At 37.3% G+C, this 13,459-nt stretch carries 9 protein-coding genes and 2 tRNA genes; 1 reads left to right on the plus strand and 10 read right to left on the minus strand.

Annotated elements, in window-relative coordinates:
* Positions 1-7: 7 nt before the first annotated feature.
* From H7U19_RS06735 to H7U19_RS06760, 6 genes are all read right to left on the minus strand, one after another.
* Positions 8-1,255 carry an NAD(P)/FAD-dependent oxidoreductase gene (locus tag H7U19_RS06735; RefSeq protein ID WP_186560522.1) on the minus strand — a complete coding sequence of 416 codons (1,248 nt, stop codon included), beginning with the start codon at positions 1,253-1,255 and terminating at the stop codon, positions 8-10.
* Positions 1,256-3,520: a S9 family peptidase gene (locus tag H7U19_RS06740; RefSeq protein WP_186560524.1), complete on the minus strand. Its 2,265-nt coding sequence runs from the start codon at positions 3,518-3,520 to the stop codon at positions 1,256-1,258.
* Between the two features lie 10 nt (positions 3,521-3,530).
* Positions 3,531-4,541, minus strand: coding sequence for a 4-hydroxyproline epimerase (locus H7U19_RS06745; protein WP_186560526.1), 1,011 nt, complete (start codon positions 4,539-4,541; stop codon positions 3,531-3,533).
* Complete coding sequence (locus H7U19_RS06750) at positions 4,534-6,294, minus strand: DUF885 domain-containing protein (RefSeq protein WP_186560528.1); 1,761 nt, start codon at positions 6,292-6,294, stop codon at positions 4,534-4,536. Before H7U19_RS06750 ends, H7U19_RS06745 begins: the two co-directional genes overlap by 8 nt.
* Positions 6,295-6,308: 14 nt before the next feature.
* Positions 6,309-7,841, minus strand: coding sequence for an aldehyde dehydrogenase (NADP(+)) (locus tag H7U19_RS06755; protein WP_186560530.1), 1,533 nt, complete (start codon positions 7,839-7,841; stop codon positions 6,309-6,311).
* A 72-nt stretch (positions 7,842-7,913) separates the two neighbouring features.
* Entirely contained in the window at positions 7,914-8,870 is a 957-nt protein-coding gene (locus H7U19_RS06760) for a dihydrodipicolinate synthase family protein (protein WP_186560532.1), read from the minus strand.
* Between the two features lie 164 nt (positions 8,871-9,034).
* Here H7U19_RS06760 and H7U19_RS06765 point away from each other — a divergent pair, with 164 nt between their 5' ends.
* On the plus strand, positions 9,035-9,877 hold the full coding sequence (locus tag H7U19_RS06765; protein ID WP_186560534.1) for an AraC family transcriptional regulator: 843 nt from the start codon (positions 9,035-9,037) through the stop codon (positions 9,875-9,877).
* On the opposite strand, the gene H7U19_RS06770 is transcribed toward H7U19_RS06765, so the two are convergent.
* The 4 genes from H7U19_RS06770 to mutS all read right to left on the minus strand — a co-directional run bounded on the left by H7U19_RS06770 (position 9,874) and on the right by mutS (position 13,305).
* Entirely contained in the window at positions 9,874-10,011 is a 138-nt protein-coding gene (locus H7U19_RS06770; RefSeq protein ID WP_186560536.1) for a hypothetical protein, read from the minus strand. The genes H7U19_RS06765 and H7U19_RS06770 overlap by 4 nt on opposite strands.
* Positions 10,012-10,389: 378 nt before the next feature.
* A tRNA-Leu gene (locus H7U19_RS06775) sits at positions 10,390-10,474 on the minus strand.
* Positions 10,475-10,526: 52 nt separating this feature from the next.
* Positions 10,527-10,598: transfer RNA gene (locus tag H7U19_RS06780), tRNA-Gly, on the minus strand.
* A 94-nt stretch (positions 10,599-10,692) separates the two neighbouring features.
* Complete coding sequence (gene mutS / locus H7U19_RS06785; protein WP_186560538.1) at positions 10,693-13,305, minus strand: DNA mismatch repair protein MutS; 2,613 nt, start codon at positions 13,303-13,305, stop codon at positions 10,693-10,695.
* Between the last annotated feature and the right edge of the window lie 154 nt (positions 13,306-13,459).

Raw genomic sequence — 13,459 nt, forward strand, 5'->3', positions numbered from 1 at the left:
AGAACCACTAAAAGCTTCTTTCAGGATGAAAAGCAAATACATCCATCTCAGTCTTTCTCTCAGAAATTATATCTGAGACTAGCTTTCCAGTTGCTGGGCCTAAGCTCCAACCCATCATAGCATGCCCTGTTGCAATAGTTAGGTTTTTGTATTTTGAAGTTTTACCGATATAAGGCAAACCATCAGGGGTACAAGGGCGCAAACCGCATTTTGCCTGTTCTTTTTCTTCAATAGTTATATTTAGTTGATTATAATACTTAGCACTTGCTTCCGCAATGGCTTTTACACGTGCAGGATTAACTCGATGATTAATCCCTGAAAGTTCCATAGTACCAGCAAAACGCGTAAAACCATCCATTGGCGTTACTGCCACTTTTGCTTCGCACAATATAGCTGGAATCCTAATGTTAGTGTCTTGCCTTACGTTAATGCTATACCCCTTGCCTGCCTGAACGAGCAATTTTAAACCTAACTTTTTTCCAATTTTTGGACTCCAACTTCCAGTTGCCAAAACCACTTCATGGCATGATAACTTTTGGGTACTGGTGATTACTTTTGAAATGTTTTGATTGTCCATTTCGAAATCAACCACTTCTTCCTTCTTAAAAATTGAAACACCACTTTTTTTCAAGTGAACAATCATTTCTTCCATAAAGTTATTTGGTGTCATGTGGGCATCAGAGTGGTAGTAAATGGCACCTTTAACATTTATATCTGCTTTAGGCTCTAATTTCGAAACCTCATTTTGAGACAAATGCTCCACCTTAAGCCCTTCTTGTATGCCACGTTTACCTACCTCCCATTCTTCTTCGCCTACTTTATCTGTCTTGTAGCACATTAAAAGGCCTTTTTTTTCATAGTGAAAACTAAAGTCTCCGGATTGATTCAAATCTTCATATAATTCCCTACTAAGCAAATTGATATCCAATAATGGTTTTATGGACTTTTCTACTTTTGAAGGTGTTGCAGATTTTTTAAACGACCAAGACCATTTCAAAAACTCTAAATCTAATCTTGGTTTTATATAAAGCGGACTTTTAGAATTAAACATCCATTTAATGCCTTTTGACAAAGTACCCGGCGAGGCCATGGAGATAAAATGACTAGGCGTGATGTAACCCGCATTGACATGGGATGCTCCGGAATCCATGTTAGATTTATCAATAACCGTAACTTGATGTCCTTCTTTATGAAGATAATAGGCCGAACACAAACCTATAATTCCACCGCCTATAACAATAACAGTTTTGCTCATTTATAGCTTTAGACTAAAATTCCAAATGGGCTTTTCACCTAAGAGGTGTTCAACAAAATAATTCCAACGCCTTTTAATGAAATAATCTCGGTACTTGCCAACATAACCATGTCGCTGACTTGGAATTATTAACATGTCAAAATCCTTATCTGCCTTAATTAAAGCTTCAGCAAACTTAAATGTAGCCGAGGGGTTTACATTATCATCTAAACCACCGTGAACTAACAACAATTTTCCTTTTAAATTTTTGGCATTGGTAATATTTGACACGGCTTCGTAAGTTTCATCCACCGGCCAACCTTGGTACATTTCTGGCCACCACGCTTTTTCCATTCTAAAATCATGGTCTCCAGAGCTAGCCACACCAACTTTATAAACATCAGGAAATGCAGTCATGGCCCTTCCTGTGTCATAACCACCAGCAGAGTGCCCAAATATGCCAACTTTTTCAGTATCTATCCATTTGTATTTTTCTCCTAAATATTTAATAGCTAAAACATGATCTTCCAAATTATTGCCCATGTCTTTATAAGAGTGATTTAAAAATGCTTTAGAGCGCCCAGAAGTGCCCAAGCCATCAACTTGCATTATTATAAAACCTAATTCTGAAAGGTCTTGATTGTAAAATGCAGAACGGAAAGATTTAGGGAATCTTTGTGTATGCGGTCCTGTGTATGTAGCATCTATTATGGGGTACGATTTTAAGCTATCAAAATTTGTGGGCTTCCAAATAGCACCGTAAATAGTGGTTTTACCATCTTTAGCTGTAAGCTGAAAAACCTCTGGTGCCTTCCATCCTTTCGAAATGACCTTAGATACATCCGCTTGTGTCAATTTTGCTAAAACTTTACCATTTTTAGAACTCCTGACAACCGTTTTTGTTGGAATTTGAACGGTTGAATAATTATCTGCAAAATAGAGTCCATCCTCAGAAAAGGAAATATCATGGTGTCCTTTTTCGGGGGTCAATAAGGTTACTTCCCCTTTTAAGGATACTTTGTATAACTTTTGATGATATGGATTTTCACCATCTTCTTTACCTGATGCCAAGAAATAAACCACGCCATTATCTTCATCGATGTAACTTATATCATTTATAAAATAATTACCGTTTGTAAGCGGTGTGATTTTACTAGTTATTAAGTCCAAACTATAAAGCTGTCGCCATCCGCTTTGTTGAGAAAGAAATATTAATCTACCTTTCTTTTCTAGAACTTTATAATAAAAATTATCAATATTAGTTTCGCTAGTTTCCTTGATTAGGATACGTTCGGAATTTGTGCTCAAATTAACTTCTTTAACAAACGAAGTTTTGAAACCTCGCTCCATATAATCAGCGTAAAAAATACCCGAACTATCTGACCAGCGAACTGAAACCTGATTAATATGAGTGTTTTTTGGAAGCTTTGTTTTCACCTCCTGCTTCGCTTCAATATTATAAAATACAGGTTGCACATGTACCATTGTTGTATCTCCTGGAGAGCCACGGTAGTAGGATAATAATTTTGGCTTGTACAAAGAATCTATACTCCAATCTAAGAGATACATTTTTTCTGCCTGTTGCAAATCAATAACATTTGTAGCCAGCCATTTGGAGTCTGGAGACCAATTGACCTCAAAGCGTTTTGGCCGCTCACCATTTTCACCTTCCATTTTATCATACCAACCATAATAACTGGCATACTCATAATTCTTTTTGCCATCATTACTCAGCTTATACTCCTCATCAGTAGCTACAGATTTTATAAACAGGTTATAATCCTTTGTGTAGGCTAGCCATTTTCCATCGGGGGATTTTTTCTCGAATTCATTCTCAAGTTCTTTTTGCCTTTCTGTCTCTTTCAGCTCGAGCTCGTAAGTCTCTAAATTTAAATGGAATGTTTTATCAAATGCGCTAAAAGAAAGTAATACGTCGTCTATTAATTCAATTTTGGACAGATTTAATTCATTGGCGCTTACAGTGTCCTTCAAAATATTACTAAGCGAATTTGCAAGCTTGTTATGATCAAAAAACAGCTCGGTTTTGTTTCTTTTAAAGCTGTACTTTTTGTACTGCCTCCCTTCATCTGAATACTCAATAAACCACAGGCCAGATTTATTTTTAAACCAGTTAACTTCCGTATGCAAATTGAAGACTGATTTATTGTAGGCATTGCTATAACTATAGCTTACAGCTCTTTCATAATCTTCCATGGTTAAACTTTGCCCATTACCAAAGTAAAAACCTAGAAAAGCAAAAAACACAAAATTGATAAGATATTTCATCCATTAAAAATTAAATTACCTGAAAACCATGCGCATAGGGATCATCTTCCTCATCTATAATTATGGTATTATACCCATAAATTTTAGCCCAGCCTTGAATACTTGGTATGATTGCTGGATTCTCCCTGATAGAGGTTGCAGCCTCCACACGACCAATAAATTTACTCCCTATAAAACTCTCATGAATAAATTCCTCGCCCACCTCTAGCTTACCTTTAGCAAAAAGTTGCGCCATTCTTGCCGATGTTCCTGTACCGCAAGGACTTCTATCGATAGCTTTATCACCATAAAACACAGCATTTCTTCCAGAAGATGTGGGGTCTATCGGTGTCCCTGTCCAAAGTAAATGGGATACCTCTCTGATGGTCTCGTTTTCCGGATGTATAAATCTATCGGGATATTTTTGATTGATAGCCTCACGTATTACTTGTGAATACTGAATTAGTTTACTTGCTGAAAAATTTTGAATGCCAGAGAAATTTTTTTGAGGATCAACAATAGCATAAAAGTTTCCACCATAAGCCACGTCAAAAATCAATTCACCTAATTCGGGACAATCTATCGTCAAACCTTCCTCGGCCAAATAACTTTTTACATTTGTTAATCGCACCCAATCTACTTTATTACCTGTCTGTTGATATTTGATTTCCACTAAACCTGCTGGGGCTTCCATTTTAATTTTTCCAGGTGTTTTAGGAGTTATCAAGCCTTCTTCAACAGCAATAGTAATCGTACCAATAGTCCCATGACCACACATGGGTAAACACCCAGAAGTTTCTATAAATAGAATCGCAAAATCGTTTTCGGGATCGTGTGGCGGATACAATATACTCCCGCTCATCATATCGTGACCTCGAGGTTCAAACATTAAGCCTTTTCGAATCCAATCGAATTCCTTTAAAAAATGCTGTCTCTTTTCGCTCATGTTGGCACCCATCAATTCAGGACCGCCATGTTTAATCACTCGAACTGGATTTCCGCAAGTGTGGCCATCAATACAAACAAAAGTACTTCTACTCATTTTTCACACGATCTATATAGCTGTTGACACGATTTTCTAAAATGGGCAAAGTAACCGTCCCTTGTTCTAAAACAATCTCATGAAATTCTCGAATATCGAACTTTTGCCCCAGTGCTTCCTCGGCCTTTTTACGAAGCGCCCTAATTTTAAGTTCTCCCATTTTATAGGATAGGGCTTGTCCTGGCCAAGAAATATAGCGATCTGTTTCTGTATTTATTTCGTGTATGGATAGCGCTGTGTTTGAAGCCATATAATCTAACACTTCTTCTCGCGTCCAGCCTTTAGCATGAATACCAGTATCTACCACCAATCTACACGCACGCCACATTTCATAAGTAAGTCTTCCAAATTGCTCATAGGGTGTTGTGTACATCCCCATTTCATCCGCCAAAAATTCAGAATATAAGCCCCAACCCTCACCATAAGCAGATAGGTATAAATCTCTTCTAAATTTGGGGATACTGTCTCCCAATTCGTTATTCAAAGTAATCTGAAGGTGATGGCCTGGCACAGCTTCGTGTACCGTTAATGAAGGTAACGTGTATAATGGGCGACTAGGCAAATTATAAGTATTTACCCAATAATAACCGGGGTCTGTGCTCTCCTTAGTCGTTTCCACATAGCGCCCTCCAGTATATTTTGGAGCTATGGCATCTGGCACTGGATTAACACCGTAGGGTTTTCTAGGTAAAGTTTTAAAGAATTTGGGCAATTGTGCGTCGGCTCGCTTAGACATGTCTCTGGCTATCATCAACAATTCTTTTGCACTTTTAGCATAAAATTGTTCATCTGATCTTAAAAATTGCAAGAAATCCAGAAAATCCCCATTAAAATTAAGGTCGTTTATTATGGCCTGCATTTCAAGCTTTATGCGAGCTACTTCCCTTAGTCCTATTTGGTGGATATCATCAGAGGTGTATTTTGTGCTTGTGGTGTAGTAATTAATTCTATTTTGATAAAAATCTTTTCCATTGGGTAGGTTTAAAGCTCCTAAACTGGTTCTTGTTTTTGGAAGGTACTCCGTCTCAAAAAAAGATTTTATTCTCTTGAATTGAGGCGTTACTATGTCTTCAATAACAGCTTTAGCAACTCTAAGGACCGAATCTTTTTGAGACTGAGTTAAACTTTGTGGAAGATTTTTAAATGGGGAATAATAAAAACTATCTTTATAATCATCAACAATATGGTCATTGTATGTTGACTCATAACCGTTGAAAACAACCCTAGATTGTGAAATACCTTTTTCTAATCCTTCACGTAAATTCGCGAAATGCTGATCTACAAAATCAGGAATCGCATTAAGCGTATTCAAATAGGTTTTTATTTGATTGTAATTTGTCAAAGGTCTTACGTTATAGGTTAAATTATTATGAAATCCAGAATCAGAAAGCAATGGATTTAAGTAACATTCAAATCTATAGAAGTCAATTTTATCCTGAAGCACAAATTTGAGAAGCTCATAAGAAATCTGCTCAGTTTCGGTTAATTCATCAACATTAATGTTTGATAGCTCTTCCAACTTCGATAGGGCAAAGTCGGCTTCATTTTTGTAATATTCTTTCGTAAAGACCCCTAAAGGAAATTCTTTTTCGTCAAAACCCTTATGATCCTGATAGCTGTTTATAATATTTTTTAAAAACTCAGAATTATTGACGTTTTGGGAGGTAGTATGTGAAACAAAAAGCAAAAACGATATGAGCAGAACTATCCTAAAATTTTTGCTTTTGGTAAAAATAAAATCTATTCTATTCATGTCGATTTTGTTGTTTAGTACTGGCTTTTCAAAGCCTCTGGTAATAATGCCTTCGGAAAGGATTGATAACTCACAGGGCGCACCCAGCGTTTTATAGAATTAGTACCAACTGCTGTAAATCTAGAATCGGTTGATGCCGGATAAGGGCCTCCATGTTGCATGGACGGACACACCTCTACCCCAGTTGGCACACCGTTAAAAATGAGGCGTCCTACTCTGTCCTCAAGAGCGTCAACAATGTTATGAAGTTTAGCATATTCGTCTTCTTCAGCAATGATAGTTCCTGTTAACTGACCTTCTAAATTTTCTATTATTTTGATAAGTTCTGCCTCATCCTTAGCTTTTACGACTAATGAAAAAGGGCCGAACACCTCTTGTTGCAACTTTGGATTGTCTAAAAAGTCTTTTCCTGAGACACTAACAACTTGTGATGGTGCGTAATTGGGTGCAACTTCGGTTTCAATTTTAGCAATAGTTTCAGCACCTTTTTGAGATGATACCTTGGCGCCATTGTGCACAAAACCCTCTTTAATATTTGGATGCAACATACATTGCGCCTCTATATTTACCGTTTTTTTAGCCAAATCTTCAATAAAAGCCTGACTGCACTCACCGTCAATAGTCAAAATTAAGCCTGGATTTGTGCAAAATTGCCCTGTACCCAAAGTAATAGAATTGGCGTATTGCGTTGCCAAAGCTTCGGAACGTTTTTCGAGAGCTTTTGGTGTGATAACCACAGGATTGACACTTCCCATTTCGGCAAAAACTGGTATGGGTTCTTCGCGTTTAGAAGCCAAATCGAACAACGCTCTTCCGCCCTTAGCGCTCCCTGTAAAACCTACAGCTTTTACTTTTGGGTGCTTTACTAAAGCGGTGCCCACCTTAATACTTTTCCCGTTTAAATTTGAAAATACGCCATTGGGCATACCCGTAATTTTCATGGCTTTTATAATTGCACTGGCTACCAATTCGCCTGTACCCGAATGCATGGGATGCGATTTTACGATAACTGGACAACCCGACGCCAAAGCACTCGCGGTATCGCCCCCGGCGGTTGAAAATGCCAATGGAAAATTACTCGCTCCCAATACCACTACTGGCCCTAATGGAATAGAGGTTTTCCTCAAATCTGCTTTGGGTAGTGGCTCTCTGTTGGGTTGTGCTTCGTCAAAAATATTATCGCGCCAATCTTCATTATGAATTAAATCCGCAAATGAACGTAACTGAAAAACAGTTCTACCACGTTCACCAATAGCACGTCCTTCAGGTAGTCCAGATTCAGACATATACATATCGATAAGCGTTTGGTCCAACGCTAAAATTTCATCGGCTATGGCGTTTAAAAATTCTGCACGTTTTGCGCCCGAAACTTTTCGGTAAACTTTAAAAGCATCCCAAGCTAGGTTTACAGCTTCGTTAATTTCGCTATTTGTTGCATCGTGAAATTTAGTTGGATTCTCGATGTTTAGTTTCGGATTTACGGTTTTGTACGTATTAGTTCCTGAGGCTTTTAAGGTTTGCCCGATATAGTTTTTTCCGGTAATCATAATGACTTATTTTTTATTCTTTATCCAAATTTACTCGTTTGCAAACTTCCTTTTTTTGATAATTTAAAAGAATCAACTTGTTAAATCCAGTGCTTCAAGTCTTTCTTTTGCCAGAAGATATCTTGCACGGACATCATCAATTTGTTGTTTAGTTAATTTCTTACCAAAAGTACGCAGTCCTCCGGCAATATCATTATGGTGAATTCCCATAGCAAGTTTAAGATATTCCAAAAGCAGAGGCTGAGCATCCAGATACGATATGGAATTTAAAGCCTGAGAAATTTTATTTGCCTCAGTCCATTCACCATTTAAAACATACTCCTGCATGGTAACACTTGCTTTTGGGAAGATATTACCTACACCTGTAATCCCACCACATGCTCCAGCAAGTCCTGCATGTACAGTGACTGTATCTACTCCTGCCAAAACTTTTAAATCTTTGTTCTCTAGCATCAGCGTTTCAATAATTGAAACATCTATAGTCGATATTTTAAGAGCAGTTACTTTAGGAAGCACAGAAAGTCTTAAAAGAAGATTAGTTGAAAGCGAATGATATCCAGCTGCATCAGGATTGTTATAAGGCATCATTGTTACACCTACATTGTTTGCAGTTGCTTCGGCATGTTCATAATACTCATACATTTTTGTTTCAGAAGGAACCGTTTTAGTTTTTGGTGGCATGACCATAACTGTATCAACTCCAACTGTTACAAGTCCTTCAATGATTTTGGCAAGTTCTTCCTTAGTTTCTGCTGAAGCACCACTGATTAACGGAACATTGCATTCTTTAGCAACCTCAGAAAGGGATTTGAGTAAAGAAAGACGCTGTTGGGTACTTAGGTAGCTATTCTCACCTAGAGTACCAGAACCAACAAGTCCGCTCATTCTGCTTCCTCCCTTTCCTTGAGCTTTTAAAATACCTGCCGCCTGTTTTTGTGTGGTATCAAAGTCAATTTCAAGAGTGCCAGATTTTGACTCTTTCAACCATGTAAACACTGCAGGCATTACACCATCCCAATTGGATTTCATATTATTTTATTCTTTTTAATGAATTGTAAAACTATATAAATATTGCTAGCAACAATACTACTAAATTACTCCTTTATAATATTATATTATCCATTTATTAACATATTATTTATATTTTTGGAGTATTATTCATGTATTTTTAGCATGAAAATTGAGAATAAACCATGAAGGTTTTACCCTTTAAAATACCAAAGCCTGAGTTAAATGCTGTTGTTTTTCAAGAAGACAGGGGAGCGACTTTTTTTGGAAAATTACATCAGCATGAAGAAATCCAAATTAGTTTAGTCCTTTCGGGTGAGGGCAATTTGATAGTTGGAGACACCATTAATCGGTATAAGGAAGGTGATATTTTGGTAATTGGGAGCAATATTCCGCATGTATTTAATAGTGATACTCAAAAGAAAAAACAATCTAGAATGTTCACGGTATTTTTCTCAAAACGGTTATTGGGCGATGCCTTTTTTAAGTTGAATGAGCTAAGAGAAGTTTCCAATTTTTTTAAGCGTTCAAAATATGGATTCAAAATTAATTCTAATAAAAGATGGGCTACCGATTTAATTCTAAAAACCGAAACTGCTAGTCAATTAGAGCGTCTTATCATTTTAATCCAACTCCTAAAAGTTGGAAGCGAATCGCGATACACACCGCTTTCTACGTTCATATATGCCAGGAATTATACTGATAATGAGGGTAACAGAATACGTGATGTTTTTGAATATACTATGACCCACTACAAAACCGCTATCACTTTGGAAACCATTGCCAATGTTGCTAACATGACCAAAAACGCTTTTTGTAAATATTTTAAAAAACGCACCAACAAAACCTATATTACGTTTTTAAATGAAATCCGCGTGGAGCATGCCACACGATTATTGGAGCAACAAACCGATTTGCCGATTGTTGAAATTGCCGAACTCTCAGGGTTTCAAAATTTATCAAATTTTAACAGGCAATACAAGCAGGTAAAGGGATATGTACCCTCTCAAGTAAGGAAGAGAGTTTAATCATTTATATTTCGATTCTTAAAGGCTGGACTCCAAATATCTTTATAATCTGGCTCCTTATTTTGCATGAGCTGTTTGCGGATATGATAGGTTACCTCCATCCATGGTTTACTTTCATCACCCAATGGTGCCATTAACGTGGTCTACCTAGACTGTATAAAGCCTTTAATTCGTGAAGTTCGTTATTATGTATTGAAGAAAGGTCTTTGGTTTCGGTTTAGCAATGGTATATTGAATATGAACAAAAGCGGCTCTGATTCTCTACTTTTAACTGGTTCCTAATTTGGAAAGAGATGACATAGTATCAAGAACCCAGTACAATTGGTTATTGTAAGAACAGCTAAATTAACCAAAATATAAAAGATTGGAATTTGGATTTTCAAAAAACAATTATGGTTCCCAAATCACTTATAAAATACTTTTGAGGCTACATAACAATACCGAAATCATACCAAAATGATATTTGACAAAATAAAAACCCTTGAAAATCAAACGATTAACAAGGGTTACAGTACTGAAGGCGGGACTTGAACCCGCACGGCCATAATGGCCATTGGATTTTAAGTCCAACGTGTCTACCAATTCCACCACTTCAGCATAATTCGACAGTGCTATTGCACATTGAATTGGTACATTTTGAAAAAATCAGAGCGAAAGACGGGATTTGAACCCGCGACCCTCACCTTGGCAAGGTGATGCTCTACCCCTGAGCTACTTTCGCATTATTTAATGAACGTATAATCCTGAGATTGCGGATGCAAATTTAAACTATTTCTAGGAAATCCAAAGTCTTTTAGAAAATAAATCCAACTTTTTTAAGCGTGCTTTTTCTTCACCAACATGCGCTTAATCTCATTCAGTTTCATAAGCGCTTCCACAGGAGTTAATGTGTCAATATCCGTGTGTAGAATTTCATCTTTAATGTTTTCCAATAAAGGGTCGTCCAAATTAAAAAAGCTCAATTGCATATCGTCATGCAGGGTTTTTACCTTATCCGTGAGCTCTTCACTGGAGTGCGATTTCTCCAATTTTTCAAGAATTTTATTGGCCCTTCGCAACACTTGCTGTGGCATTCCCGCCATTTTAGCCACATGAATTCCAAAACTATGGGCGCTACCGCCTTCAACCAGTTTTCTTAAGAACAATACGTTGTCCTTTAATTCTTTTACCGAAACGTTAAAGTTTTTGATACGTACAAACGTTTCACACATTTCATTCAATTCATGATAATGCGTTGCGAAAAGTGTTTTTGGTTTTGAAGGGTGCTCATGTAAATATTCACTGATGGCCCAAGCAATAGAAATACCATCGTAGGTACTGGTACCACGCCCAATTTCATCCAACAACACTAAACTTCTATCCGAAATATTATTCAAAATGGAAGCCGTTTCATTCATTTCTACCATGAATGTGGATTCGCCCATCGAAATATTGTCACTTGCACCAACTCTTGTAAATATTTTATCTACTAATCCGATTTTTGCTTCTTTAGCAGGTACAAAACTTCCTATTTGTGCCAACAAAACGATTAATGCGGTTTGCCTTAAAATAGCAGATTTCCCGGACATATTTGGCCCAGTAATCATGATAATTTGCTGAGATGTTCTGTCTAAAAACACATCGTTCGCAATATAAGATTCTCCGATTGGCAATTGCTTTTCAATCACTGGATGGCGACCATCTTTGATATCCAAATCAAAAGAATCATCTATTTTCGGATATACATAATGATTGTCCTTTGCCAATTGCGCAAACCCGCACAAACAATCCAGCTGACCTATCAAATAAGCATTTTGTTGCACTGCTTTGATATACTGATTCATCCAGCTCACCAATTCAGCAAACAATTGTTGCTCAATAGCCAAAATACGCTCTTCCGCCCCTAAAATTTTAGCCTCATATTCTTTGAGTTCTTCTGTAATATAGCGTTCGGCACTTACTAAGGTTTGCTTTCGAATCCAATCCTCGGGTACTTTGTCCTTATGCGTATTTCGCACTTCAATATAATACCCAAATACATTGTTAGAAGCAATTTTCAGTGAGGTAATTCCGGTACGCTCACTTTCCCGCTCCAGCATATTATCAAGATAATCTTTCCCAGATTTGGACAAGTTTCTAAGTTCATCCAATTCTGTTGAAAACCCTGAAGCTATGGTATTACCCTTTAAAACATTTACGGGCGCTTCTTCATTTAAAGTTGCTTTAATTTTTTCACGTAAGACTTCACAGCTCTGCAAATTATCGCCAATAATACACAAAGACTCATTCTTAGCATTTGAAGCAATACTTTTAATGGGCACAATGGCTTCCAAGGAATTTTTAAGCTGAATCACCTCGCGCGGGTTTACCTTCCCTGTTGCAGTTTTAGAAATAAGACGCTCTAAATCCCCAATATGTTTGATATGGTTTTGAATCTTTTGAAGTACCTCATCATTTTTAGCGAGAAAATCCACCACCTCGTGACGTTGCTTGATTTTTTCAATAGTTTTAAGTGGCAATGCTAACCAACGCTTTAATAAACGTCCACCCATTGGTGAGATGGTTTTATCAATTACGTTTAAAAGGGTTACCGCATTATTATTGGTGGAATGGTATAGCTCTAAATTTCGAATGGTGAATTTGTCCATCCACACATAGTCATCTTCGGCAATTCTTGAAATTGATGTAATGTGTTGCAATTTATGATGCTGGGTTTCGCCTAAGTAATGTAAAATAGAACCTGAAGCGATAATGCCTTCATATAAATCCTCAACGCCAAAACCTTTTAACGTTTTGGTATCAAAATGCTTGGTTAAGGTTTCGTAGGCATAATCCGTTTGATATACCCAATCTTCCAAATAAAAGGTGTGGAAATCATCGCCAAAAATCTCGTTGAAAAGTGTTCGTTTTTGTTTGGACACCAATACCTCACTTGGACTAAAATTTTGAAGCAGTTTGTCAATGTATTCTGCATTTCCCTGAGACGTTAAAAACTCCCCGGTTGAAATATCTAAAAAGGAGACTCCAATATATTTTTTATCAAAATACACCGAGCATAAAAAGTTGTTGGATTTGGAAACCAGCACCTCATCGTTCAATGCTACACCGGGTGTCACCAACTCGGTTACACCTCGTTTTACGATAGTTTTGGTTTGCTTGGGATCCTCCAATTGATCGCAAATGGCAACCCGCTCACCCGCTTTTACCAACTTGGGCAAATACGTATTTAAAGAATGATGCGGAAACCCGGCCAACTCGGTTTCACTGGTACTGCCCGCACCTCGTTTTGTCAAAATGATACCCAAAATACCTGCCGCCTTCACAGCATCTTCCCCAAAGGTTTCATAAAAATCGCCCACACGAAATAGCAACAAAGCATCCGGATACTTAGCCTTGATGGCATTGTACTGTTTCATTAACGGAGTTTCCTTTTTCGCTTTTTTAGCCAATGGACAAATGGTTTTTTAGTCTTACTTTTGTGAAAATTGTAGCATGCAATGTACTATTAATTTCATGTTTTTTGAAGTTGAAAAACCACAAGTTATCTACAATTGAAGGGAGATTTCAACAATGCTTTTGTCTTTTAGAACAAAACTAAAGATT

Origin of the sequence: Hyunsoonleella aquatilis, assembly GCF_014270105.1 — a bacterium.
Classification (GTDB): Bacteria; Bacteroidota; Bacteroidia; order Flavobacteriales; family Flavobacteriaceae; genus Jejuia; species Jejuia aquatilis.